26 protein-coding genes and 1 other RNA gene are annotated in these 23363 nt (G+C 54.2%); 11 read left to right on the top strand and 16 right to left on the bottom strand.

Going from position 1 to position 23363, the window contains the following annotated elements; genetic code table 11:
- Positions 1–43: 43 nt before the first annotated feature.
- The 8 genes from CKL79_RS00630 to CKL79_RS00665 form a co-directional block, all read right to left on the bottom strand.
- Entirely contained in the window at positions 44–910 is an 867-nt protein-coding gene (locus CKL79_RS00630) for a M48 family metallopeptidase (protein WP_121967650.1), read from the bottom strand.
- 39 nt (positions 911–949) lie between these two features.
- A complete protein-coding gene (locus CKL79_RS00635; RefSeq protein WP_121967651.1) occupies positions 950–1387 on the bottom strand; it encodes a heavy metal-binding domain-containing protein in 438 nt (145 codons plus the stop codon).
- A gap of 10 nt (positions 1388–1397) precedes the next feature.
- Positions 1398–1736 carry a YbjQ family protein gene (locus CKL79_RS00640; protein WP_121967652.1) on the bottom strand — a complete coding sequence of 113 codons (339 nt, stop codon included), beginning with the start codon at positions 1734–1736 and terminating at the stop codon, positions 1398–1400.
- A 187-nt stretch (positions 1737–1923) separates the two neighbouring features.
- Positions 1924–2838, bottom strand: coding sequence for a dienelactone hydrolase family protein (locus CKL79_RS00645; protein WP_240518569.1), 915 nt, complete (start codon positions 2836–2838; stop codon positions 1924–1926).
- Positions 2839–2902: 64 nt separating this feature from the next.
- Positions 2903–3607 carry a glutamine amidotransferase gene (locus CKL79_RS00650; RefSeq protein ID WP_121967653.1) on the bottom strand — a complete coding sequence of 235 codons (705 nt, stop codon included), beginning with the start codon at positions 3605–3607 and terminating at the stop codon, positions 2903–2905.
- Positions 3608–3803: 196 nt separating this feature from the next.
- Complete coding sequence (locus tag CKL79_RS00655; protein WP_121967654.1) at positions 3804–4091, bottom strand: DUF2973 domain-containing protein; 288 nt, start codon at positions 4089–4091, stop codon at positions 3804–3806.
- Between the two features lie 35 nt (positions 4092–4126).
- Positions 4127–4501 (bottom strand): DUF2605 domain-containing protein, encoded by a 375-nt coding sequence (locus CKL79_RS00660; protein ID WP_121967655.1) that lies wholly within the window; start codon positions 4499–4501, stop codon positions 4127–4129.
- A gap of 79 nt (positions 4502–4580) precedes the next feature.
- On the bottom strand, positions 4581–4874 hold the full coding sequence (locus CKL79_RS00665; protein ID WP_121967656.1) for a TIGR02450 family Trp-rich protein: 294 nt from the start codon (positions 4872–4874) through the stop codon (positions 4581–4583).
- A gap of 275 nt (positions 4875–5149) precedes the next feature.
- Between CKL79_RS00665 and CKL79_RS00670 the strand changes: the two genes are divergently transcribed.
- Genes CKL79_RS00670 through CKL79_RS00685 form a run of 4 tightly spaced genes read left to right on the top strand, consistent with a single transcriptional unit; the run spans position 5150 to position 9506 of the window.
- Positions 5150–6292, top strand: a complete 1143-nt coding sequence (locus CKL79_RS00670) for an ABC transporter ATP-binding protein (RefSeq protein WP_121967657.1) — start codon at positions 5150–5152, stop codon at positions 6290–6292.
- Positions 6289–7089 (top strand): ABC transporter permease, encoded by an 801-nt coding sequence (locus CKL79_RS00675; RefSeq protein ID WP_121967658.1) that lies wholly within the window; start codon positions 6289–6291, stop codon positions 7087–7089. Before CKL79_RS00670 ends, CKL79_RS00675 begins: the two co-directional genes overlap by 4 nt.
- A gap of 36 nt (positions 7090–7125) precedes the next feature.
- Positions 7126–8766 (top strand): Gldg family protein, encoded by a 1641-nt coding sequence (locus CKL79_RS00680; RefSeq protein WP_121967659.1) that lies wholly within the window; start codon positions 7126–7128, stop codon positions 8764–8766.
- Positions 8767–8780: 14 nt separating this feature from the next.
- On the top strand, positions 8781–9506 hold the full coding sequence (locus CKL79_RS00685; protein ID WP_170943910.1) for a DUF4340 domain-containing protein: 726 nt from the start codon (positions 8781–8783) through the stop codon (positions 9504–9506).
- Between the two features lie 85 nt (positions 9507–9591).
- On the opposite strand, the gene CKL79_RS00690 is transcribed toward CKL79_RS00685, so the two are convergent.
- The 3 genes from CKL79_RS00690 to CKL79_RS00700 form a co-directional block, all read right to left on the bottom strand.
- Positions 9592–9933, bottom strand: a complete 342-nt coding sequence (locus tag CKL79_RS00690) for a hypothetical protein (protein WP_141242125.1) — start codon at positions 9931–9933, stop codon at positions 9592–9594.
- Positions 9934–10139: 206 nt separating this feature from the next.
- Entirely contained in the window at positions 10140–11210 is a 1071-nt protein-coding gene (locus tag CKL79_RS00695) for a spore photoproduct lyase family protein (protein ID WP_121967773.1), read from the bottom strand.
- 203 nt (positions 11211–11413) lie between these two features.
- Entirely contained in the window at positions 11414–11740 is a 327-nt protein-coding gene (locus CKL79_RS00700) for a TMEM14 family protein (protein WP_121967662.1), read from the bottom strand.
- Positions 11741–12016: 276 nt separating this feature from the next.
- Between CKL79_RS00700 and CKL79_RS00705 the strand changes: the two genes are divergently transcribed.
- From CKL79_RS00705 to CKL79_RS00715, 3 genes are all read left to right on the top strand, one after another.
- Complete coding sequence (locus tag CKL79_RS00705; RefSeq protein ID WP_121967663.1) at positions 12017–13324, top strand: ATP-binding protein; 1308 nt, start codon at positions 12017–12019, stop codon at positions 13322–13324.
- A gap of 58 nt (positions 13325–13382) precedes the next feature.
- A complete protein-coding gene (locus tag CKL79_RS00710; protein ID WP_121967664.1) occupies positions 13383–14351 on the top strand; it encodes an aldo/keto reductase in 969 nt (322 codons plus the stop codon).
- Positions 14352–14489: 138 nt separating this feature from the next.
- Positions 14490–15683, top strand: coding sequence for an alpha/beta fold hydrolase (locus CKL79_RS00715; protein ID WP_121967665.1), 1194 nt, complete (start codon positions 14490–14492; stop codon positions 15681–15683).
- A gap of 85 nt (positions 15684–15768) precedes the next feature.
- Here CKL79_RS00715 and CKL79_RS00720 read toward each other — a convergent pair whose 3' ends face one another.
- From CKL79_RS00720 to CKL79_RS00735, 4 genes are all read right to left on the bottom strand, one after another.
- Positions 15769–16854: a Gfo/Idh/MocA family oxidoreductase gene (locus CKL79_RS00720; RefSeq protein ID WP_121967666.1), complete on the bottom strand. Its 1086-nt coding sequence runs from the start codon at positions 16852–16854 to the stop codon at positions 15769–15771.
- Positions 16820–17575, bottom strand: coding sequence for a ribonuclease III (gene rnc, locus CKL79_RS00725; RefSeq protein ID WP_121967774.1), 756 nt, complete (start codon positions 17573–17575; stop codon positions 16820–16822). The genes CKL79_RS00720 and rnc overlap by 35 nt, the downstream gene beginning before the upstream one ends.
- Before the next feature lie 35 nt (positions 17576–17610).
- Positions 17611–18072, bottom strand: an RNA gene (gene rnpB / locus CKL79_RS00730) — RNase P RNA component class A.
- A 30-nt stretch (positions 18073–18102) separates the two neighbouring features.
- On the bottom strand, positions 18103–19032 hold the full coding sequence (locus tag CKL79_RS00735) for a hypothetical protein (RefSeq protein WP_121967667.1): 930 nt from the start codon (positions 19030–19032) through the stop codon (positions 18103–18105).
- A gap of 265 nt (positions 19033–19297) precedes the next feature.
- Between CKL79_RS00735 and CKL79_RS00740 the strand changes: the two genes are divergently transcribed.
- Complete coding sequence (locus tag CKL79_RS00740) at positions 19298–19939, top strand: pentapeptide repeat-containing protein (RefSeq protein WP_240518571.1); 642 nt, start codon at positions 19298–19300, stop codon at positions 19937–19939.
- Between the two features lie 4 nt (positions 19940–19943).
- On the opposite strand, the gene CKL79_RS00745 is transcribed toward CKL79_RS00740, so the two are convergent.
- Complete coding sequence (locus tag CKL79_RS00745; protein WP_121967669.1) at positions 19944–20822, bottom strand: DNA adenine methylase; 879 nt, start codon at positions 20820–20822, stop codon at positions 19944–19946.
- A gap of 128 nt (positions 20823–20950) precedes the next feature.
- Here CKL79_RS00745 and CKL79_RS00750 point away from each other — a divergent pair, with 128 nt between their 5' ends.
- The 3 genes from CKL79_RS00750 to CKL79_RS00760 all read left to right on the top strand — a co-directional run bounded on the left by CKL79_RS00750 (position 20951) and on the right by CKL79_RS00760 (position 23354).
- Positions 20951–21148, top strand: a complete 198-nt coding sequence (locus tag CKL79_RS00750; protein WP_121967670.1) for a DUF751 family protein — start codon at positions 20951–20953, stop codon at positions 21146–21148.
- Between the two features lie 48 nt (positions 21149–21196).
- Entirely contained in the window at positions 21197–21604 is a 408-nt protein-coding gene (gene rbfA, locus CKL79_RS00755) for a 30S ribosome-binding factor RbfA (protein WP_121967671.1), read from the top strand.
- A 61-nt stretch (positions 21605–21665) separates the two neighbouring features.
- The gene (locus tag CKL79_RS00760) at positions 21666–23354 is read left to right on the top strand and encodes a glycoside hydrolase family 3 N-terminal domain-containing protein (RefSeq protein ID WP_121967672.1); all 1689 of its coding nucleotides are present in this window, start codon (positions 21666–21668) and stop codon (positions 23352–23354) included.
- Positions 23355–23363: the final 9 nt, after the last annotated feature.

Below are 23363 nucleotides of genomic sequence, written 5' to 3' on the forward strand. Positions count from 1 at the left end.
TGCTAGCACGGTTGATTTGCACTTAATCCTGAGGATGTCTTTGCTATTGACAGGGTTCAAAGTCCGGGCAACCGATTAGCTGCGGTAAAGGCGTCAATTCGCCTGTCAGCGGCCAGTTGTTTTGCTCAAATGTGTCTTCTATCCGGCGAATGCGGTCATCTGTGAGCGGATGAGTCTGCTGCCACTGCGCTACCTTTTTCAGCGCGCCCCAATCAAAGTCACGAGCCCGAGCCCGCTCAAAAAAGCCGAGGCTGTGTCCGCCGTGATGGTAGTGCGCCATCATCAGCGCGATCGCATAGTCATCGGCGGCAATTTCCTGCTGACGGCTATAGCTGAGTTCGGCCAGGTTCACTGCGCCCGCAAGGCTCCTCGGCCCCAGCCCCAGCCCTAGCAGGCTATTGAGGGTGATGAAAACGAGCGATCGCCCCAGTGCCTGCAGCGGGTCACGGTGGTGCAAATGCCCCAGCTCGTGAGCCAGCACAAAAGCCAGCTCATTTTCACTCTCTACCGCCGCCAGCAGCCCGTCGGTAACAAACAGATAGCTGCCCGCTGTGACCATGGCATTTTCTACGGGCATATCGAGAATGCTCACCTTTGGGGGTGGATACTGGGCGGGGCCGACGGTCTGGGCAGCGCCTGCCTGTAGCTTTTCTAATAGCTGGTTGAGATAGGTGACCCGGCGATCGCGCTGATCAGCCTCAAAGGGAAGAGAAGCCACCAGCGTCGCCCCGATTTTCTCCTCGGTTTGGCGGCTCATGCGCAGGGCCATCTGACTAGCTACCAAGCCCAAGCCACCGTAGATCAGCGCCCCGACACAGGCCACCGTCGCTAGCAGATAGGCCACATTCACCAGCGGATGAACCGGCGTAACGTTTACTTCTTCTGTGATTTCTTTAGGAACGTAGGGCATGGGGACGAAGGATCAAACTAGCTGCGGAGCGCAAATTGGCTAACGAATTGCCGTTCCGTAGGCCATAATCTCTACGGCTGCTAGCCCGCTACTCGACTGCCCCCCAATGCAAGACGTTTCAAAGCGCACGTTGACCACTTGAGAAGCGCCCCAAGCGATCGCATCTTCCTTCATCCGCAGCAGCGCTTCCCGGCGACCACGATCTATCAGGCTTTCGTACACCACCATGCGGCCTCCGACCAGATTGCGCAGTGCCCCCGAGAAGGTCTTGAAGTAGTCATTGGCGACAACGACACTGCCAACAAAGAGCTGGGTTTCGTGGGCATGGGGCAGGGCTTGCTTAGCCCCAAAGCTAACCACCGGCACATGCAGCGTCTGCTTTTCTCTAGCCCTGATCGATATATAGTGCTGCTGCTCAAAGTATTGTCCGGCAAAAAAGCCGACGCCAATCAAAATCAAAAAGACGATCAGTTCCATGGCTGCACTCCTATCGCACTTTAACGGCAGTACCATAGGCAAACAGCTCTGCCGCTCCCGGCGCTACCGAAGAGGTGGCAAAACGCACGTTTACCACTGCATTGGCACCGAGCTGCTGAGCCTGCCTGACCATCCGCTCTACCGACTCTTTGCGGGCCTCCTGCAGCAGCTCGGTATAGCCCTTCAGCTCGCCGCCCACAATATTTTTGAATCCGGCCAGAATATCTTTGCCGATGTGCTTGGCCCGAATCGTGCTGCCCTGAACCAGTCCATAGTGCTCAACGATTTCCTTACCCGGCACTCCTTCCAAGGTCGTGAGAATCAGAGCTTTGCTAGAAAGTGCGCTCATACCAAGTTACTCCAGATCGCTTTAAGGACGCTTCAACACGAAAAGTCGCCATACCGGATAAAATGCCCCTCTTTGACTGCAGCCTACCAACCAGTCCACTCGGTTAACTATCAGCAGTCTCCCCTTACTCCTTCTTCTTTTCCTTTCCCCCTTCCCCTCTTTCAGATCAATGTCAATTTAAACCTACTCAGCCCGCCTGAAGATAGGTCGCAAAAAACGCAGTCGTCTTCTCCCAAGCATCTTCAGCCGCAGCGGCATCGTAATTTTGCCCAGAAGGATTAGCAAAGGCATGGCCAACGCCCGGATAGAGGTTAATACTGCCCGGATTGCCGAGCGCAGTCAGCCGAGATTCAAAAACTTTGACATCCTCAACTGCGATAGAGCTGTCGTCTTCGCCGAAAAAGCCAATTACGGGCATGTCTAGCCCGTCCAAGGCTTCAGGAGCCAAAATGAGCTGACCGTAGTAGATCGCCATCGCGTCCAGGTCGGGCAGCAGTAGCCCGGTGCGCAAAGACCAGTTGCCGCCAAAGCACCAGCCAACAGAGCCGAGCTTGGGCGCAGCGTATTTGCCGGTCAAAAACTGAGCTGCCTGGTTGATATTGTCTTGAGCAGGGCCAGGAGAATCCATCACTGAACGCATTAGTTCGCGGGCCTGTGCCGGGTCAGTGGCGACTTCTCCGCCATAGAGATCGATAGCTAAAACGGTGTAGCCTTCTCCGGCGAGGCGGCGGGTCATAGCTTGAATATTGTCAGTAAGCCCCCACCATTCGTGAATGGTAATCAGGGCGGGTAGGGCCTCGCTCTCTGGATTTTCAGGCTGCGCGAGATAGCCGGTGACGGGCTGGCCTGCTACTGTGGCATAAACAATTTCCTGGCCAGTGACAGGGACGCTGGGTTCGGCCATGGCTGCAGGTGTAGCGGTGGGCTGGTCGCCGCTGTGCTCTTCTGCCAGGGTCTCCATGCTATCAGCGGGCTCGTTGCCCTGGCTGGCTGGCTCAGAGCTGGTGCTGCCACAGGCTTGAAACAATAGAGCCAGTGATAGGGCCAGAGCAAATAGTGTTCCCCCCAGCGATCGCCCAGAGTTCCCTTTAAAAAGACGCATCAACTCCCTTTGTCTCCATAACTACTTATCCATCATGCTTTATCAATCACGCTCGGTAGCCGTCTCAAGCGAGCCAATTCTTTAAGAAAGTTTCTAACCAGCGATCCACCGCAGCACTGTAGCGGCGATGGTTTTGCAATTGCACCGGGCGAGTCTGCGTATCGGGCGCGCCAATCAGATCAGCGCCATGGGTGCTCCAAAAGTCCACCATCTCGGTCGTCATCTCGGGGTGAAACTGCAGGCCATAGGCGCGATCGCCCCACCGAAAAGCTTGATTGGCAAACGTATCGCCTCGGGCCAGCAGCACCGCTTCGTCTGGCAGCTCAAACCCTTCTTTGTGCCACTGGTAAATGTTCATCTGAGGCGGAAATAGACCGGCACCCGCTGCCGTTGCATAGACCGAGTAATAGCCAATTTCTTCAAGCGCATCGTCGTGATGCGTGACCTTTGCACCCAGCACCTTAGCCAGCATCTGCGCGCCCAGGCAAATGCCCAGGTAGGGCAAACCAGCCGCGAGTACCTGCCGAATCCAGGCCAGCTCTTTATGCAGGTAGGGTTCGTCATCGTTAACGCTCATTGGCCCGCCAAACACCAGCGCCGCTGCATAATTTTCCAAGTCATCGGGTAGCGGCTCACCAAAAATAGGCGCACGAATATCTAGCTGATATCCCTGGTCAATTAGCTTAGAACCCACCAACCCGGCAACAGAGGTCTCCTTGTGAATAATGGTCAGGATCTTGCTAGGGCTAGGGGCTGTTTTGGAGGCCATGATACAGGGTTTTTAAGAGATGTCTGCAGGACTAATATAAGTAATACAGGGCTACTGGCTGGGGCGGAGTAGAATCCGATACCAACTTTCAGCATAGCCACTTACTCTAGCGCCGATCTCCGCAAGAGAAAAGCTCTACTAGCTTTATGCCAGCAGAGCCTCTGCCATTCATAGTGCCTGTTAAGAAGTGGGCCAGTCAGGTCTCTTCGCGACTGTCTTCGCTGCTGCCCGAAGAATCGTATAGCGCATCGAGCTGGTCTCTGGCATCTTCCATTGAGATAGAGCGCATTACCAGCAGCGGTTCGTTAATCACATCGCCGCTGTCGTCTAGCAGTTCGGGATGAGAAACCGGGCGACGATCGCCTCGATTGGGCGACATGGGCTGACGCGACTGAGTACCCAGATTCACCAGGTTGCGAATCATATTAGAGACGGCCAAGACGGCTAAGACTGTAAAGGCGAGAACGTAAAGCAGGTGAAGCATAGGGATAATCGGGATAGAGGAGGGCTTACGGACGGCTAGATTGACGGATGGCCAGATTGAGGGTTGCCTGGATTTTCTCGGCGCAGGCGTAGGGCAATGCCCCAACATTCGTGAACAAGCTTATGCCAGGACATGACCACCGGCATATCAATACCTGCTTTGCCCTCGGTGGCGGCGGCTAGCGCTTGGGCCGCGCTGACTTGCTTTTGGGCTGAACGGACTTGCGATCGCAGCACTTGCTGCTGCTCTGGACTAAGAAAGTCAATAGATTGAGCCTCTAGCAGATCGGCACTCCGGCTAAACCAGTGCTGAAAGTCGTCGAGCAAAGGAGGCAGCACGGTCTGAAGCAGCCTGATGTCTTCTGGAACCTCTGGCGAGCTGTCTTCGGGTGGCGTGGGGTAAAAAGGCATATTTTTGCTACCGACCTACCTATAGTTTAGTACGAACTTTCTGCTGGCGTGAGCAAATCAGGTCGGTCTCAGGCATTCTTCAGTCTAATGAGGGGTCAGCGGTCTGCTTTAGGTCCAGATCCAGGTCAAAGTCGGTAGCGATCGCCTGAATTTCATTTAGCGTCTGCCAGCCCGCTGCCCAGATCTGGCGATTTTTGAGAACCTTAGCATTTAGCCAAAACCGGGCCTGAGGGTCGCAAGCGGCCACCAGCTCGGCAAAGACCCAGCCGCCTTGATTTTTCCGATTGACGACGTGAAAATGCCGCCAGCCCAGAGTTTTCTGCTGAGCCGTCCATTTGGAGCCGACGAGATGAGGAAATTTGGGTTTGGCCAAAGGACAGCGCTAGAGTGAAGGAGTTTAAATTTTGACAGTCAAGATTTTTAGACAGTCAAGATTCTTAATAGGCTTAGTGTAAACCAGCGCAGCGAGCAGCAGCAGTGCGGGTTACTTGGCTAACTGAAAGCGGACACTTTCCGGATCGGCTATTAAATGCCACATCGATCAAGCCTGTCAGTGCTAAGATGCGATGCCTTGATGTGCAAAAAGCTGCGCGCTAATCGTACCTAATCTTCTAAGGTTTTTTCGAGGCTCCTCTAGGGCTACGCACCATGATTGAAGTTGACCAGCTCAGCAAAACTTACGGCTCCACGGCTGCTATTAAGGATGTGACCTTCAGGGTAGAGCCGGGCGAAATCCTCGGATTTTTAGGCCCTAATGGAGCCGGTAAAACGACGACCATGCGGATTTTGACTGGTTATCTACCCGCTAGCGCCGGGACAGCTCGGGTAGCCGGTAAAGATGTGCATACCGAGTCAATGGCGGTGCGACAGAGCATTGGCTATTTGCCAGAGACGCCGCCGCTTTACCCGGAGATGACGGTAGAGGGGTTTTTGCACTTTGTCGCGCGAATTAAAGGGGTGGCAGCGGGCGATCGCGCCACTCAAGTAGCGTCAGCAATCACGCGCTGCAACCTCCAAGAAAAGCAAAAGGTGATCATTCGTAAGCTGTCAAAAGGCTTTCGGCAGCGAGTTGGTATTGCGCAGGCGATCGTCCACAATCCGCCGGTCATCATCCTCGATGAGCCCACAGTGGGCCTTGACCCTCGGCAGATTATTGAAGTGCGCAACCTGATCAAAAGCTTGGCCGGAGAGCATACGATCATTCTCTCGACGCACATTTTGCCGGAGGTGAGCATGACTTGCGATCGCATTGCCATTATCAGCCGGGGCGAAATTATCGCGACCGATAGCCCAGAGCATTTAGTGGCGCGGCTGACCGGCCAGGGCGGCTACTGGGTGGAGCTACGCGGTGAGGTCGCCCGCAGTCTGTCGGTGCTACGCTCGGTACCCGGTGTGGTCAAGGTCGATCCGGTGGTGACAGAGGGTTTGCCAGAGGAGCATTTTCGCTTTCAGGTGACGACGGCGGGGGGAGATTTGGGCAGTGCGATCGCAGCCCAAGTCGTCAGTCAGGATCTAGAGCTATTTGAGCTGAGCCGCAACCGCGCCAGCTTAGAAGATGTGTTTATTAACCTGACGATGCAGGAGTCTCAGTCGGGAGCTGACGAGCCGATAGATAAAGGGGACACGGATTTGTTAGAAGAGCAGGAGACAGGAGAGCAGGAAACAGGAGAGCAGGAGACAGCAGCATTGCTTTCAGAAACGGCTTCAGCTGAGGCTGTTCTGCCGGAGCCGCCAGAGCAAGCGGCAACAGACCGGTCAGACGATACGCCTGAGGAGAGCGAGCAGCGATGAAAACTTTGTTAAGCAATCTGATGGCGATCTACCGCCGAGAATTACAGAGCTATTTCACCTCGCCTTTTGCCTACATAATTGCGGCGGTGTTTTGGCTAATTGGCGGATTGTTTTTAGTGACGCTGCTGCTCTCTCCTAATGGCATCATCGCTCAGGTGAGTGCTGCCGATCAGCTGGGCGCAGGCGCGCAGGCCATTGATGCACCTTACGAATTTCTTAAGATCTATCTCAATTTGCTGGGCTCTCTCTCCATGTTTGTGCTGCCCATGCTCTCGATGGGGCTGTACGCCGAAGAACGCAAGCAGGGCACGCTGGAGCTTTTGGCGACTTCCCCCGTAACCAATTGGGTGGTGGCGCTGGGCAAATTGCTGGGCGTGGTGACGTTTTACAGCGCGATGCTGCTGCCGCTGCTGATTGCTGAATCGGTGGCGTTCGCGTCGAGTGAACCGGCTTTTTCGCCAGCGGTTTTGCTGATGGGTCACTTTGGGCTGTTGCTGCTAGCGGCGGGAGTGCTCTCGCTTGGCATGTTTATCTCGTCGCTGTCAGAGAGTACGGTGCTGGCAGCGGTGATGACGTTTGGGCTGGTGCTGCTGCTGTGGGTGATTGATGCGATCGCCGCCGACCTTCCTGGTGTAATTGGTGACGCGCTGAGCCATCTGTCGCTGCTCTCTCACTACACTGATTTTACTCAGGGCATCTTTGATACCAGCGGCCTGATCTTGTTTGTTAGCTATGTTGTGCTCGGTCTGTTTCTTACCGCTCAGTCGATTGATACGCTACGGTTTCAGCGCTCCTAGATCCTTTCTAAAGCCCATGTTTTACCGGTGCAGCCAATGAAGAATTTGCAGCCTATTTTGAAATATTTAATCTGGCCAGGGCTGGCGCTGGTGACCGCTGGCTTGGTCATTGGCATCCTCAACGGCTGGACGCTAGTGGCCGTGGCGCTGCTGGTGATCGGGCTGATGCTGATTGTCTCTAGCGTGGCGGCTAGCGATCTGCGTAGCTGGAGTGGTTTTTGGCAGCGGCGCTCGACTCAGGCAGGCACCAATGCGGCAGTGTCGGTAGTGGCCGTGCTGGTGATCTTAGGGCTGGTCAACTTTTTGGGTGCTCGCTACGACAGCCGCACCGATCTTACAGAAGGGCAATTGCTGACGCTTTCGCCAGCCTCTCAGGAGGTGGTCGAAAACCTGGAGCAGCCGACCGAAGTGCTGATTTTCAGCCCGGTTCCTGACCCTACTGATCAGCAGTTACTGGAAAACTATCGTCGCTACAACCCCGATTTTACCTACCGCTATGTAGACCCCTTTGCCGAGCCTCAGCTATCGCAGCAGTTAGGTGTAGAAACCGGTGGAGAAGTGTTTTTACGGGTGGAGAGTGAAAACGCTGACCAGCCGGTTCGCAATCTGTTAGTCCAGCAGGTGAGCCCTCAAGAGCCGCTCGCAGAGCGCCAGCTCACTAACAAACTGGCGCAGCTCAGCCAGGAAAACATGGCGGTGGTGTACTTTTTGCAGGGGCACGAAGAGTACGCGATTGATGGTTCTCAGGCGGGCTTTGCTGAAGCCGCTAACCGTCTGCGAGATGAAAACTACACAGTAGCGCCGCTGAACCTGGCCGATACTGGCGGGGTGCCTGCCGATGCCGACGTGCTCGTGATTGCCGGGCCACAGCAAAAGCTATTCGATCAGGAAGTGGCGGCTGTTCAGGCCTATCTAGAAACGGGTGGCAGCGTATTTGTGCTAATTGACCCTCAAGTTGAAACTGGGCTAGAGGGGCTGCTGAGCCAGTGGGGAATTGTTGCTGAAGATACGCTAGTGATTGATACTTCCGGGGGCGGTCAGCTAGTGGGTTTGGGACCTGCCGCGCCGCTGGTAACAGACTATGGCGACCATCCGATTACGGCTGCTTTTGGCAACGGTCGCTCCTTCTTTCCGGTGGCCCGGCCCTTACAAATAAAAGAAGTCAGCAACATCGAAGAAACGCCGCTGCTGTTTACCAACGAGAACAGCCATGCTCAAACTATTACAGAAGGTGAATTATCAGTCGATCCTAATCAGGCTCCTGCGGGGCCATTTGCATTGGGAGTTGCCCTCGCCCGGCCAGCGCAGGTAGAAGGTAGCGCGGCTCCAGAATCGGCTGAACCAGAGGCTGTAGAGCCAGAGGCTGATGCGGCGGCTGAACCTGCTGATACCGAGCCGACTGATCCTGAGGAGAGCCGGATGGTGGTCATCGGCAACTCTAGTTTTGCTACTGACGGCCTGTTTGACCAACAGCTCAACGGAGACGTGTTTTTAAACTCGGTGAGCTGGTTGAGTAAGCAAGATAGTCTCACCCTCTCCATTCGCCCCAAAGAAGCGACCAATCGCCGTTTTAATATGACGGTGACTCAACAGATTTTGCTAACGCTGCTGGCGCTGGTAGTATTCCCACTGCTAGGGCTAATTGGGGCCGGTACTCTATGGGCGCGGCGGCGCTAAGGAAACCAGTCACTATGTTAAAGCGTGGAACGGTATGGCTATTGGTGGGGGCGATCGCCCTTGGCGGCGGCGTTCTCTTATTAGAAAGCCAGCGCGGTAAAAGCCAGGCCACTGGCGAGGCCGCAGATAGTCTGCAATCAGACAGTCCGCAATCAGACACTATGCAAGGTGAAGGCGAGATCCTCTTTCCCTTCGCCGAAGAAGACGTTGAGAGCCTGACGATCAAGCGGCCAGAAGGCGACATTGCCTTTACCAAAAGCGCCGACGGCACCTGGCAGATGGCCTCACCAACTGCGGCTCCGGCTGAAGCGGGGGCGATCGCCTTTCTACTCAGCCAGCTCACTAGCCGCTCAACGCACACCCTGAGCGTAGAGCAAAGCACGCTAGCCGACTTCGGCCTGACTAACCCGACTGGCACCATAGCGTTAGTCGCCAACGGCAACCCTTACGAGCTTAAAGTGGGCAACGCCGACTTTACCGGCAACCAGCGCTATGTAGAGGCGACAGATACACCAACCGCAGAGACAGCAAAGAATAGCTCAGAAGCCGAACCCGGCAACTCAGTGAAAATTCACGTCGTTTCTGACAACATCGACAACGCCGTCAATCGGCCCACGCCCGAATGGCTTGCCCCAAATGAGGCAACTCCAGACCGCCAGCCAGAAGCCGTTCAGCCCGAGGAAGCCCCCTCTAATACAAATACTCCGAACTCTCCAGCAGAGTCACCCGGCACAGACTAGCCAACCCCCCCTTAGTCTTTGCGTACCTGTTAGTCTTTGCGTTCCTGCCTACTGCTTTCTGCCCACTAATTTCTAGCAACCTTCCCTAACCGACCGACCGCGCAGGCAGTCCCAGGCCAAGCGGCTGCGAATTATTCTGCTGACGATTTTCCTCGCCATACAGAGAAATTGCCAGGATAGTCGCAATAATCAGCATCAGAATAATCGCGCCCGGCCCCATCGCAGCGTCCCCGCCAGCTCTCGCCCGAGCGCTGCGGTCATTTACCCTTCTATCGTGCGCATCTTCAAAGAACTCATTACCGCAGTGCAAGCAGCGATAGTGCATAATTTCGTCAATTTTGGCAGTGCTGTTAGTCGTGAGCTTGTGCTCATTGCATATGGGGCAGGGCTTTTTGCTATTGATGTCTTGCAAAGTGGTATATACCATGACAGGCATTGCTCCAACGAAGAAAAAGAGAAGCGCAGCGGCTAATGAGTCTCAGTAGGCACACGCACAATCTGATGTATTTAATCTAACTGCCTGGTTGAAAATGATGAGTCTATCAAAGGCGCTCTCATAAAGACATCAGAAAACAAGGGAAGAATTACGCAGGAACTTTAAAGAACTTGAAAAACACCTGTGAAATATCGGCGCTATGTCCAGTACAGCAGTACAGCGCGAGGAAAATACTGGTCAATTTTGGTTTCGATGAATCTACGTAAATCTTGAGCCGTCTCCTTGTCATATACGTATTTGATGCCGCCAAACTTGTTACGCTTCGTCGTGCGGCGCTCAGTCTCCATATCCAGCTTGCTGTTGGGATACCATTCTTCAAGAACTTCTTTAGACTTAGCGGTAAACCGATGGCTGATCAGCTCAAAGGCCAGGTCGCAGTCAAAATCTAGAGCAGCGGCAATTTGCTCAAACAGAGCTTCGTAGTGCTGCTGCCAGTCTGTAAATTCCATAATTGGCGCAATTACCAGCCCAACTGGGTAGCCGCCCCCGCCTTGGGCTTTGGGCAGCGCTAGTTTGCGCAGAGCCTGAAGGCGACTTTTCACATTTGCTGTTCCCCCTTCAAACGAATGCGACACCGGATCGGCGTTCACGCTCACCCGGCAGCGCGTGCGGCCATTGTGCGGGATATTTAGCAGCGGATCTACATTGTCAAACTTAGAGACCCAGCGCAGTTCCTTATTGGGTTGAGTGCCGAAGTAACGAATGCACTCGCCCAGACTGCCAGTCAAATGCTCTAGGCTCAGCGGATCGGTATAGCAGCTCACTTCAAAGCTAGTCGGGCGATCTGGGTCAATCGGCTCGCCTTTCTTGTCTGTCCTTTTCAACGGCCTTGCCGGCGACAGATAGTTGTCTGTGTTTTCTAAAATGCTGGGCAAGTTGGCAAATACTCGAACCACCGGCGGCCCTGAGAGGCTGCTGGCCAGATAGCAGTATTGGCAGTGGGCCGGACAGCCTTCCGCCAGGTGAAACTGCCAGTCAGCAGAAGGCGGAATGGGTTGCAGTTTAAAAGCGCTAGGCGGTGAAGTGACCACCGCCATCGTCTGCTTGGCTTTAGCGTAGGTTTCTCGTTCGCTGTCGCCCTTCATGCCAGTGATGCGGTTTTGCGTCAGCTTGGTAATAGGCAAGCCCAGATCTTTGACCCGCTGATAAATTTGCTCTCCCCAGCTTTCTTCTAGCGCAGCGGGCGTAAATAGCACCTGCCGGGGCATCCACAGGCGCGTTGTTTTAACTTTTTCGGCAGGCTGCTGAGTAGAGGTGTTGACAGGTGAAATGCTGAGGGCTGACATGAGCTAAGGAGGCAGAGAGCAATACGCACAGCACCGCCTTTACTCAAGGGAGCACCGCTGGCCCTCATAGCGTGACAAAACTACGCATGGCTCGCCCACTCTCTCAGGAACGATTTGCGGCTATGTCAATTTACAGGCACGGTTAGCCACAGCGTCGCCAAATTGATGACGCCCACAATAATCATCAGCCCCGCAGGCATAAACTTTCGCGTCTTTACCAACCGCACGATGAATACTATCAGCAGCAGCAGGCTAACCACTGCCGAAAGCAATGGCCCTAGCGCCGCACCGCCGAACAGCAAATACGCCCCAATTAATAGTAGTAGGCCGCTAACAAAGCCCGAAATCAGCGAGACCTGACTGCCAGCCTGTTTGTAGCCAATAGCTCCGCCGATAATGGACAAAATGCCGTAGAGCAAGGTGACAAACGCTGCAATTGGAAGACCGGTCATCGTGATTCCTGCCGAACAAGGGGGACTGACCATCGGCCTTATCAGTAGGCCGGTTGGCTGTATAGGAAAAGATAATACGGTAAGAGAGGGCACTGCTACAGAGCGCAGAAAGATGACTTAACTTTTCACCACGTTGCTTCGTATGGCGCAATAACAAGCGTTTTGAAAAGCAACATGACGACCAGTGAAAGGGCTGCAAGTAAGGGAACAGCAAAATTCATGATGTGTCTCGCGTCTGTATAGGATAGTGACTGATGTCATAGAAAGGACTGGGTTATGGGATTGGATGGTGAGGCGATCGCAAAAATTCAAAACTACCAGCAGCAGTCAGCCTCCCTATTGCTCTACCAGTCCGTACTCACCAGCGACATTGGCGAAGCCTTCTTAGCTTTATTGAAGGCGCTAGCCAAAGGCGAGAAAATTAACAGTTCCCTGGCCTACGGAAAATGGTTTTCCGCCTTAGCCACGCATCAGCAAAGCTGGCAGCAACATCTGGTAACGCAGATTTTGCTAGCAGACAACGCCTTTTCGCAGCAGGTCCAAACTGCTGCAATAGATACCCCTGCCGACCATCTCGCGCCCGGCATCGTCGCCGCCGCTCATCACGATTTGGCCATTTTTAAAGCTCTGTACCGCCTGCCTGCTGAGCAACTGAGCCACTGGATAGGGCAAGTCTGCGAGAGTAGCCCGCCACCTGCCATGCAGCTCAGCAGTGAGCCCAAGCTACCAGTCGCATTCCCTCATCAGCCAGATTGGACCTCGGCGCTGGTAGAGCTTGCCCAGTACTACTCCACTCACGGCGTCGGCATCTTCGGACAGTTCAGGGCATTTCGCTGGCAGTCTGGGCAAACCAAAGGACAACTTGTCGGCATCGCCACGCCTGATCCCATTCGGCTAGCGCAACTGATCGGCTACGACCACCCCAAACAGCAGCTCGTGCAAAATACTGAATCGCTCCTGCGCGGCTACACCGCCCAAAACGTATTGCTCTACGGCAGTCGAGGCGCGGGCAAATCTTCTCTGGTCAAGGCGCTGCTGAATGAATATAGCCACCTGGGTCTTCGCCTGATAGAAGTCCCTAAATCCGAGCTGCAAAACCTGCCTCAAATCGTCGAGCCGCTGCGCCGTACACCTCAAAAATTCATCATCTTTGTAGACGATCTCTCTTTTGAAGACGATGACGAAGCCTTTAAGTCGCTCAAGGTCGTGCTCGAAGGGGGCGTCACTGCCAGGCCGCAAAACGTGGTGGTATACGCCACCTCCAACCGTCGCCATCTGATTCGCGAATTTTATGACGAGCGGCCCCGACCTAAAGACGCTGAGGAAATTCACGCTTGGGATACGCTGCAGGAGAAGCTTTCGTTTAGCGATCGCTTTGGCCTCACCCTCACCTTCACGCCCGCCGATCAGCCCACCTACCTCACCATCGTTCGCGAACTTGCCCAGCAAGCCGGTCTCAACATAGATCCAGACAATCTCGACTGGCGCGCCCGGCAGTGGGCCACCCGCCATAACGGTCGCTCAGGCCGCACCGCCCGCCAATTTATAGACTTTTTAACCGCAGAGCAGGATGACCAATCTTGAGCGAACCCGCTACCTTATGAGAAGCTAAAAGCCCAAGTAACTCCCTCCAGTCTTCTCTATGGCAAGCCAATCTGACCTGCAAACCACCACACTCGGTCCCAAAGGGCCAAAGGTTCCCGCGCTAGGCGTCGGCACCTGGTCGTGGGGAGACTCGCTATTTTGGCAATATGGCGGCGGCTATGGCGTCGATGAAGTCCGCGCTGCCTTTAATACCTCCATCGCAGCTGGGGTAAACTTTTTTGACACTGCCGAAGTCTATGGCTTGGGTGAGTCGGAAAAGCTGATCGGTCAATTTATGAAAGGCAGCGCTAGCCTGCCAATTGTCGCTACCAAATATATGCCCTTGCCCTGGCGTTTTTCAGCCAAAGCTGTCGCCGACGCCCTCACCGACAGCCTGCAACGACTCAAACTGCCCTCAGTGGATCTGTATCAGGTGCACTGGCCCTTTGATTTTTTCATGAGCCAAAAAACGCTAATGAATGCGCTAGCAGACGAAGTCGATCAGGGGCGGATTAAAACCATCGGCGTCAGCAACTATTCAGCCAAACAAATGCGCGAAGCCCATACCTATCTGTCGGCGCGGGGCATTCCCTTAGCCGTCAACCAGGTTCAGTACTCGCTGCTCCACCGCAATATAGAAACCAATGGCGTCTTAGAAGCCGCGCGAAATTTAGAAGTGACCATCCTGGCCTACAGTCCTCTAGCTCAGGGCTTGCTAACCGGTAAATACACCGTCGGCAGCGACCTTCAGCCTACGGGCGCACGCCGCTTAGATCCCAAATTTAGCAAGAAAGGTCTGCAAAAAATCGAGCCTGTTTTAGCTGCACTGCAATCTATCGGCGAAGCCCACGACAAAACAACAGTGCAAGTGGCACTGAACTGGCTGATTGGCAAAGGTAACATTGTGCCTATTCCCGGTGCAAAAAACGCCAAGCAAGCTCAGCAAAACTCAGGCGCACTGGGCTGGGAGATGACTGACGTAGAACGCGAGCAGTTAGACAATGTATCTGCGCCCTGGTTGAAGTAATCTGACCTAGCACTCTGTCAAGACGTTAAGCTTTGACGCTGCACTATTAAAATTTAGGCTGGTGCTGTTGCAGATACAGGGTGAGGCAATCTTAGCCTGCCAGCAGTAGCTTAAACGCAGTCCTCACCCCTTGGGCCTATGGTCACTCTACAAAACGTCCCTATCACCCCCACTGAAGACCAGCTTCAGCAGACCCGGCAGCGCATTGATGCGTACGTTCAAACCGTCGCTAGTAGCCCTGACCACCGCGAGGGTGCGCTGCCATACATCCTTTTCCATGAGGGCAACACCCCAACTAAAGGAACCGTCCTGATGTTCCATGGGTTCAGCGCCAGACCACACCAAATGTCGCGACTGGCTGACTACCTATTCCGCAATGGCTTCAATGTGTACCAAGCCACACTAGCGGGCCATGCCTATCGCATTCCCGACCGGTACTGGCCCCAAGTTGACCTCAAGCCCGAAATCTTGATCCCTCTGCGAGAAAAAGTCAGCGCCGACCCAGTTCTGCAGGACTATCTCGCCAGTCTGGCTGCTACTAGCAGCGCAGGGGCAGTCTCTCTCTCCCCTGTGCAGATGGTTGGGCTAATGGCCCGCCTACGTCAGATAGAGCCTCGACTGAGTGACATCGTGGCCGCCATTGAGCGAGACAACGACCCCAACTTTGATCGCTATTTCGTCTCGTCGCATCTGGCCTATCTAAGCGATGCCCAAGCCCGGCTGGCCGAGCTAGCCGCCATGCCAGGGCCGATTTACACGGTGGGCCTATCGGTAGGGGGGGCGGTGGCCCTGGCTCTAGGTGCTCAGAACCCGCAGCGGGTGGCCAAGGTAGTTGCCTTTGCACCGCTGCTAGAGGTATATGGCGAAACCCGCGAACGCTACGTTAACCTGGCTGGCCCGCTCGATATCCGAGAGGTCGGGTGGGATGAGTTGCAATTTCCGCTGGGCTGCTTTACCGCTGCCAATCAGTTTGGCGCGTTTGTACGGAACCGTGACAACGTCGCGGCCCTGCGCCCCAAACCAACCCTGATGATTTTGACCGAAAACGAAGACGCGGCTGATATTCAAACCAACCAAAGCTTTGCGCAGTCGCTAAGCCGTGCCTCGCTGTTTAAAAGGTACGACAATCACTACCTTTACACCTTTCCTAGCGCGGCCTTGGTGCCTCACCCCATGGTTGACCCCCTGGAGAAAAGCCAAAATATGAGCAACGGCTACTGGAAGCCTATGTATCAGGAGACGCTGCGCTTTTTGGCGCAAACCGAGTTTAGGAGCAGTAGCTTGGAGCAGATGGGCACCGTCTCAGAGCTGCCCCCAGTGCCACCGATTTAAGCACTGATAGAAAAGTAGGCGAGTAAAGATGAAATCAACAAGCTCGCCATAGTGACCTTGATTACGCTTGGCGTCGCAGCTAGATCTATACAGCTACAGACAACCAAGCGCCATCTTGAGCCATCGAATTTGACAGTGCCACAAGCACAGCCACTAAGTTAGTCCCTAGCTCTCCTGAAGAAAAAGCTGAGCGCTCCTCTCCTCTTACACACTCTACAAAATGATTGCATACATTTTTCAAAGGTTCTGAGGGCGGCACTTCAATAGACTGAGAGGCTATATTTTGCGGGGTAAACCAGCCGCGCTGCTCAACAAAACTGCCGCGCTGCAAAGTCAGCGGACTTGCCTGATTCATTTCATCGAAGATGAGAGTGGCCTGGTCTCCTACCACACAAAGCCGCCGCTGCTTATCCGGATTTGCCCAACACAGATGGATCGTTGCCTGAAAGCCGTTCGAATACTGCAGTCGGCACCACACGACATCGGCAAGACCGCCAGGAGAAAGCGGGGTCTCTATATCAGGCTGGAGCCAGGTACTACCCTGCGCCTGCACCTGCATCGGGCTTTCGCCCAGCCAGTGGTTGAAGATAGAAATATCGTGAATGGCTAAGTCCCAAAGCGCATCGACATCGCGGCGGACGGGGCCGAGGTGGGTGCGGGTGGCGTAGCCGTAGCGAGGCGTGCCGATATCGGTAAGTGCCTGCTTGCCGGTGATGACGGCGCTGTGGAACAAGTAGGTGTGGTCAATCACAAGCTGACGCTGCTGCTTTTGAGCCAGGTCGCACAGGGCTTGAGAACTGGCGACATCTAAGGTCAGGGGTTTTTCGGCGAGGACGTGAAGACCTTTGGTCAGGGCGGTCTGAATCAGCTCATAGTGGGTGGCGGCGGGGGTGGCGATCGCACAAGCCTCTAATCCCTCCAGTGCCATCGCCGCCCGCCAGTCAGTCATCAGTTCAACCGAATCGTCCAATTCGGGAGCCACCGCCGCGAGCCGCTCAGCCGACGCCTCGACAACTGCCCGTAGCCGAATCTGCGGATGGGCCAGAAAGTTGCGCAGCAAATGGGTACCCCAGCGACCTACCCCAAATAGCGCCAGTTCAATGGGGGCCAGTTCAATCGGGGCTAAATCAATCGGATCAGCGGCCTGAGCCGTCAGATTTTCTCTCGTCATTTAACTCACTGCGCTCAGGTTCGAGCGTGATCAGGGCAACTTTAGCGGCGGCCTGTTCTGCTAGCTTAATAGAGCGGCCTTTGCCCTCTCCTAACAGCCGCTCTTGAAACCAGGCTTCGGCGTGAAAGCGCTCGTCGTCGCCGTGAATTTGGCTGATTTGGGTAGCTTTGTAAATCGGCAGAGCTTTGTAGTGAGACTGCGTAAACTCCTGCAGCGCGGCTTTGTAGTTTTGGCGGGCCGGATCGGCTTGCAGAATGCGAGTCAGACGCTCAAAGTGAGAATCTAACCACGGACGGATCAAGCTAAGGTCACCCACACTCAAATACAGCGCACCTAAAACGGCTTCAAAGGTGTCGGCCAAGCGAGAAGCGGCTCCGGCTTTGTCACCAACGGCGCTTTTAGACAAAATGAGATGTTGGCCCAGCTGATAGTGCTTAGCTAGACCCGCTAAAACCTGATCGCTGACTAGGTGCGATCGCACTGCCGACATCTCCCCTAGCGACATCTGGGGATAGGTCTCCATCAAAAATTCGCCCGCCGCTAACCGCAGGGCCGCATCTCCTAAAAACTCTAGCTTTTCGTTATTCTCATCGGCTGAGCTAGAGATATCGATAAAGGCTAAGCGCAGCAGGTCGCTTTTAACAGCGGCAGCCGGAATATTAAGCTGGGCCACTAGCCGGTCTAAGTCTGAGCGAGGAGCAGCGGTGAAATCAGCGGTCATGGGCACGAGAATCGTCAAAATAGACTGGTAAAAGAGGGTAGAGCTGGACCTAAGCCGGGTTCTGTTCCTCCGGGGCGAGCCCGCAGGGTGGTTATCTATCTGGGACGCCTGTTACCAGACGCCTCTAGCGGCGCGCTTTGTCAGAGCCGGTAAAAAGCCAACCGTCGCTCCTTTGGCCTTGCACCCAACCGGGGTTTACCTGGCCAGCACCTCTCGATGCTGCCGGTGCGCTCTTACCGCACCCTTGCACCCTTACTCGTAAAAGTCAGAAGTCAGAAGTCAGAAGTCAGAAGTAAAAAGGCAGGCTTTAAACTCATCGTTCATCGTTCATCGTTCATCCTTCCCGTTAGCGGTATGTTTCTGTGGCACTCTCCTCACGGTCACCCGTACTGGGCGTTACCCAGCAAGTTTGGCTTTTAGGGAGCCCGGACTTTCCTCAGAAATCCAGGTGGAGTTTTGAGGCTCTACCTGATTTCCGCAACCACTGAGCCAGCTCTATAGGCTCTAGTGTATCGCCATCGGGACGCTCATCGTCGCTGCCGCTGCTGTCTGCCCCAAAGTAAGCTCTCTAGCGGCCGGTTGCGACGGCCAAAGTGATGCAGCAGCCAGCGCAGGGGAGGCAGCGCAATCTGATCAGCCTCTATTTCTAAGGTGAAGCTAAAGGGTACGAGCAGGTTAATTAACTTACTGTCTGGTTCGGTAGTGCGCTTGAGGCCAATCATCAGATCGAGGCCGTAGAGAGGCTGAATGTTTTTTTGGCTCGATGTGGGGTCGGTAAGCTGCGATCGCTCCACCCGCTCCTTCAGGTCAACCAGCGGCCTAGCCAGCTTTACCTGATTGGTGTCGGCATCACGCACGTAGTTTTTTTCAACGGTCACATCAGAGACCATCGACTGCCCCGGATTCACCATGCTAAAGATCTGAGCCTGAGTCAGGTCTAGCGGCATATTAGGCGTAGCGCGAATAATCCGGTTGCCCTGGCCAAACATCTCTAGCGAGCTGCGATCCCAATTGATATAGATCTGAGCATCAGCCGTTTCATTGACGATCAAAATTGATAGATAGGAAACGGGTCTCAGCGGCTGCCTGCCGGTGGGAGAAACCTGAATCGCGATATTTTTCCTCAGCAGCTCACGAATGCCCTCATCGTCCAGGCCCATGTCTCTCAGCTCATCGAGCTTAGGCGAGTCTAGCGGCAGCTCGTCATGGGGGTCAAACGCCAGGTTGACCACCGGGCGCATCGCTTTGCTGCCGCCAAATCCTCGCTGCTCAGTGCTCGCTGTGATATGTCTGGCATCGGCCTGAGTAGAGAGCTGAGCCTGAGTCTGCTCTGTTAAAAAAGCTTGGTCTACATGAATAATTACCTTATCTTCCAGGCGGTCTTCTAGAGACAGCGCCATTTGATAAAGGACATAGATCACAACCAAAAAATAGACCGTCAGAAGAAGCGCTTCCATAGCTGCTGCGAACTAGACCCCAAGGGCTCATCGATAATTGCCCATAGCTTACACCGATCTAGCCAAAACCGTCCCGACGATTTCATCTACCGCCTAAGTGATAAACCCAAGTAATAAAAATGGTTACTTAATATTGATTTTTAAGTTTACTTTTGCCCTGAGTTTTGAGCGCGAAAGCTATCAAGTTCCAAGGCTTAAAAGGGGGGTTATCCCTCCCTTTAGCTAGATATCTTTACTGCGCTCAAAGCGCTATAATCTAGTTACATTGAATTCAGGAACAGACAGCTACAAAACATTTTTGACACTGTTAAAAGCTGTCGTTACTGGAGAAAACTTCGAAAAAATCGCTTTGCATAGAGGCTGTTTTTGCAGGAAGGAGAAAATTAGAGAAGAGGAAGAAGAGGTTATGCAATCACTAACCCAGTCATTTGTTCAATCCGCCACGAGGCTATCAGAAACGGTCGCTTATGCCGCCGCGCTATCAATCGGTATTACAGGCTTAGCCGCTGTCATCGATCCGGCCCCAGCTCTCGCAGAAAATCCGGAACACGTCACTCAGCTACTTGAAACCGGCATCTGTAATGCTTGTGACTTAACTAACGCCGATCTAACGGGCGCGCATCTTATTGGTGTGGATTTAAGAGATGCTGACCTCACCGATGCAACGTTGGCTTACGCCAACTTAGAGGGCGCAGACCTGACCGGTGCAATGCTAGTTAACACCGACTTGAATAACGCCTTTTTAACCAACGCATTGCTTGACGATACGACTATTAGAAATGCAGATTTATCAGAGTCGACACTGTATTACACCAGTCTCGATGGCGCTAGTGTAGAGGGGGTAGATTTGGCAGGCGCTGACGTTCTCAATACACCGATCAGCATCGGCGGCAGCTACGACGAGTAAGTGGCTATGCGATGATTAGCACCTCAGTAATTTTGCCGCGCTTGCTAGCTTTGGAGTTGATAGATCGCGCTGCTGCAATGGTTTGAATCTCAAAAATGCTGGTGTCGCTGTACAGATCGCGGATGAACGGACAGTCAGAATTAGAGGCGAGAACCTGCACTCGGCGGCTAGCCAGCTGAGCGATCGCTTCCTTCAGCTCACCCTGATCCTCAGCGGCAAATTGACAGCGGCTATAGGCAGTAAACTTACTGGTGTCACTGAGCGGATGGTAAGGCGGATCGAAGTAGACAAAGTCGCCGTGATCGCTGGCACAGTCTAAAACGGCGGTGAATGGCCGCTCTGTAATGTCAGCCATCTGCAGCGCGGCAGAAGCTGGGCGTAGCAAATCAGGTGCGCAGATCTTAGGCGACTTGTAGCGGCCCATCGGGACGTTAAACAAGCCTTTGGCATTTTCGCGATAGAGGCCGTTATAGCAGGTTTTATTCAGATAAATGAAGCGAGCGGCTCTATGGACAGGGTCAGTTGGAAGCTGCGATCGCACCGCATAGTATTGCTGTTCACTGTGACCGCACTGATAGACTGCTAGCTGCTCGATCAAGGGCTCTACCTGGTCGCGCACGCACCTATATACATTTACCAGCTCTGGATTGAGATCGCTCAAAAAAGCGCGTTTGCCCTGACGCCGAAGCTGCGATGCTAGATAAAAAAACAGTGCGCCGCCGCCCAAAAAGGGCTCGTGGTAGCGGTCAAACTCGCCGGGCAAAAAGGGCTTGTACTGTTCGAGCAGACGTGACTTTCCACCCGCCCACTTAATAAATGGACGAGCAGTAGCTACCAGCGTATCTTCAGCGCTGGCCTGAGTAAGCGATGGAGAGATAGTCATAGATCAACTGTATTATACATTGACTGCCCGTACGCTAGAGTCCTAGCTTTCTTAAGACCTAGAATGGTGCGGTAGGATATATAGACGAGTTTGCCTTCGAAGACACCTGAAGACATCCATTAGGCACTATGCAAGAATTCTTTGACAACGTTTCCCGCTATCCCCGCTATTTGATTTCGGTTTCTTTTGGCATTTTCTACAACGCCATTGAGCCGTTAATTCCGCTGCTTAAGCGACCGTTGACGGCAATTCCCCTCATTGGCGCGGCGATTGCTGGCTTTGTCGGCCTAAGCTATATCCTGAGAGCGATGTTAGGCATTGCTTAGCGATGCCCTTGAGCTTCTCTCTTTGTTACTAAACACTTTCTAACCCTTATGGCTACTAGCAGACGAGTTGCGCGGGTATCAGCCTCTATCAAGCGCGAAGTGAGCCAGATGCTGATCAACGGCATCAAAGACGACCGGGTCGGTTCAGGCATAGTCAGCATTACCGATGTAGACGTTGCTGGAGACCTGCAGCACGCCAAAATATTTGTCAGCATTTACGGCACCGATGAAGCTAAAGCCGAAACAATGGCCGGTCTCAAGGCTGCTGAAGGCTACGTGCGCCATGAGCTAGGTCAGCGGATGAAGCTGCGTCGCACGCCCGAGGTTACCTTTAAAGAAGATCGCTCATTTGACCTGGCTAGCAACGTCATCAACGTGCTCAATCAGATCAACGCTGAGCGCCAGACAGGCGACTCAATCGAGGCTCAAGAATTGGGCGATGTAGAAGAGTCATAAGGGTTTACCTAGACATTCATACAGACAATATCTAGCCTCGCTGCACCGCCGTTGGAGTTCAATGCTAGCCTCTCGCTTACCTAGCCCCGAAACCCTGAGCTTGGCCGAACAGGTGGCTCAAATGGTAGTCGTGCGCACGACCGGTCATCTCTTTGACCACGAGCTGGCCTATCCGCAGTGGGAAGCGACGAATACCGAGCTAAAAGAATATTTAGCGATGGGCGTGGGTGGCGTGATTTTACTGGGTGGCAGCGCTGCTGAGGTAGGCGTGCGAACTCAGCAATTGCAGTCACTGGCCAAGTATCCGCTGCTCATAGCCGCTGATATTGAAGAAGGGGTAGGGCAGCGCTTTAGCGGCGCGACCTGGTTTGCCCCGCCCATGGCGCTAGGGGAGATTGCCCGACGTGATTTGCCGCTAGCAACCCGGCTCTCTGAGCAGATGGGAGCAGCGATCGCCCAAGAAGCAGCGGCCATTGGCCTCAACTGGCTACTGGGACCTGTCGTCGATGTGAATAATAACCCGGCGAATCCGGTGATTAACGTGCGGGCCTTTGGCGAAACGGCGGATACTGTCGCTCAGCTCACGAGCGCTTTTATCCGAGGGGCACAGGGCGCTGTTCTCACCACTGCCAAGCATTTTCCTGGTCACGGTGATACCGAGATTGACTCACACCTCACATTGCCGGTGGTCAATCACGATTTTGAACGGCTGCAGCAGCTAGAACTGGTGCCTTTTGAGCGGGCGATCGCCACTCAGGTAGACAGCATCATGACAGCTCATCTGCAGCTGCCGAAAATTGACGCCCAGCACCCGGCAACGCTGTCGAAGGTGACGCTGAGCGGGCTGCTGCGACAAGACTTAGGATTTGACGGACTGATTGTCACCGATGCCCTCGTAATGGGTGGCATTACGCAGCGATATGGCCCTTACGAAGCAGCGGTGCTGGCGGTTGAGGCGGGAGCCGATATTTTGCTGATGCCAGGCGATGTCGAAGGGGCGATCGCTGCCGTTTGCGAAGCGGTCAAAATCGGGCGAATTGCGCCTGAGGCCATTTTACGAACGGTGGAGCGGATCTGGCGAGCCAAGCACAAAATTGCCGACCTACTGGTGACCGATTCATCCTCTCGTCATGCCTGGCAGCAGCAGGCCGTGCCGCCAATTCAAGCTGAGCAGATTGCCACTGAGCCCACCAGAGCCCTGGCCGCAGAGATTTTACAAACGTCTCAGCAGGTGAGCCACGCGCCCAGTCAGTCACTTGCGCAGGCGATTAGCGCGCCGCTGATCGCCGGTCAAAATCTTATTCTGGTTGACGATCTGCTGCACTGCCCCTTTCTTAGTCGCACGGCTCCAGCGGTGACGCTGCCTGCCCGTCAAGGCTACAGTCTGACGCTGATCGACAGCCGCAGCGCCGAGATGACGACCTTCAATTCGGCGGTGACGACGCTGGTGCAGCTATTTATTCGCGGCAATCCGTTTCGCAGTGGTCAGGAGTTGGAGGCGATCGCTACCCGCTACATCCAGTCACTCGGCGAAAACGTACAAGCTATCGTAATCTACGGCAGTCCCTACGTCTGGCAGCAAATCCAAAAGCTATTGCCTACCGGGACGCCCTGCGTATTTACCTACGGGCAAATGAAAGAGGCACAGGCGATCGCCCTTCAACCCCTATTAAATCCGGCAGGACCTCAGACTGCTCAGACTATTGTTAGCCCAGTTCGCAGCAATCTAGACCGCGCTTTTACCGACTAGCCTTCTTAG

This window comes from Leptolyngbya sp. BC1307, from assembly GCF_002286735.1.
GTDB lineage: Bacteria > Cyanobacteriota > Cyanobacteriia > Phormidesmidales > Phormidesmidaceae > Phormidesmis.

Excerpts from the sequence above, each read along its gene's own strand:
- rbfA (WP_121967671.1), top strand. The coding sequence starts at position 21,197 with ATGGCTACTAGCAGACGAGTTGCGCGGGTATCAGCCTCTATCAAGCGC.
- CKL79_RS00690 (WP_141242125.1), bottom strand. The coding sequence starts at position 9,933 with ATGGTATATACCACTTTGCAAGACATCAATAGCAAAAAGCCCTGCCCC.
- CKL79_RS00700 (WP_121967662.1), bottom strand. The coding sequence starts at position 11,740 with ATGACCGGTCTTCCAATTGCAGCGTTTGTCACCTTGCTCTACGGCATT.
- CKL79_RS00675 (WP_121967658.1), top strand. The coding sequence starts at position 6,289 with ATGAAAACTTTGTTAAGCAATCTGATGGCGATCTACCGCCGAGAATTA.
- CKL79_RS00710 (WP_121967664.1), top strand. The coding sequence starts at position 13,383 with ATGGCAAGCCAATCTGACCTGCAAACCACCACACTCGGTCCCAAAGGG.
- rnc (WP_121967774.1), bottom strand. The coding sequence starts at position 17,575 with ATGACCGCTGATTTCACCGCTGCTCCTCGCTCAGACTTAGACCGGCTA.
- CKL79_RS00745 (WP_121967669.1), bottom strand. The coding sequence starts at position 20,822 with ATGACTATCTCTCCATCGCTTACTCAGGCCAGCGCTGAAGATACGCTG.
- CKL79_RS00715 (WP_121967665.1), top strand. The coding sequence starts at position 14,490 with ATGGTCACTCTACAAAACGTCCCTATCACCCCCACTGAAGACCAGCTT.
- CKL79_RS00685 (WP_170943910.1), top strand. The coding sequence starts at position 8,781 with ATGTTAAAGCGTGGAACGGTATGGCTATTGGTGGGGGCGATCGCCCTT.
- CKL79_RS00635 (WP_121967651.1), bottom strand. The coding sequence starts at position 1,387 with ATGGAACTGATCGTCTTTTTGATTTTGATTGGCGTCGGCTTTTTTGCC.
- CKL79_RS00680 (WP_121967659.1), top strand. The coding sequence starts at position 7,126 with ATGAAGAATTTGCAGCCTATTTTGAAATATTTAATCTGGCCAGGGCTG.
- CKL79_RS00645 (WP_240518569.1), bottom strand. The coding sequence starts at position 2,838 with ATGCGTCTTTTTAAAGGGAACTCTGGGCGATCGCTGGGGGGAACACTA.
- CKL79_RS00630 (WP_121967650.1), bottom strand. The coding sequence starts at position 910 with ATGCCCTACGTTCCTAAAGAAATCACAGAAGAAGTAAACGTTACGCCG.
- CKL79_RS00705 (WP_121967663.1), top strand. The coding sequence starts at position 12,017 with ATGGGATTGGATGGTGAGGCGATCGCAAAAATTCAAAACTACCAGCAG.
- CKL79_RS00650 (WP_121967653.1), bottom strand. The coding sequence starts at position 3,607 with ATGGCCTCCAAAACAGCCCCTAGCCCTAGCAAGATCCTGACCATTATT.
- CKL79_RS00720 (WP_121967666.1), bottom strand. The coding sequence starts at position 16,854 with ATGACGAGAGAAAATCTGACGGCTCAGGCCGCTGATCCGATTGATTTA.
- CKL79_RS00750 (WP_121967670.1), top strand. The coding sequence starts at position 20,951 with ATGCAAGAATTCTTTGACAACGTTTCCCGCTATCCCCGCTATTTGATT.
- CKL79_RS00640 (WP_121967652.1), bottom strand. The coding sequence starts at position 1,736 with ATGAGCGCACTTTCTAGCAAAGCTCTGATTCTCACGACCTTGGAAGGA.
- CKL79_RS00670 (WP_121967657.1), top strand. The coding sequence starts at position 5,150 with ATGATTGAAGTTGACCAGCTCAGCAAAACTTACGGCTCCACGGCTGCT.
- CKL79_RS00735 (WP_121967667.1), bottom strand. The coding sequence starts at position 19,032 with ATGGAAGCGCTTCTTCTGACGGTCTATTTTTTGGTTGTGATCTATGTC.
- CKL79_RS00760 (WP_121967672.1), top strand. The coding sequence starts at position 21,666 with ATGCTAGCCTCTCGCTTACCTAGCCCCGAAACCCTGAGCTTGGCCGAA.
- CKL79_RS00655 (WP_121967654.1), bottom strand. The coding sequence starts at position 4,091 with ATGCTTCACCTGCTTTACGTTCTCGCCTTTACAGTCTTAGCCGTCTTG.
- CKL79_RS00660 (WP_121967655.1), bottom strand. The coding sequence starts at position 4,501 with ATGCCTTTTTACCCCACGCCACCCGAAGACAGCTCGCCAGAGGTTCCA.
- CKL79_RS00695 (WP_121967773.1), bottom strand. The coding sequence starts at position 11,210 with ATGCCCCGGCAGGTGCTATTTACGCCCGCTGCGCTAGAAGAAAGCTGG.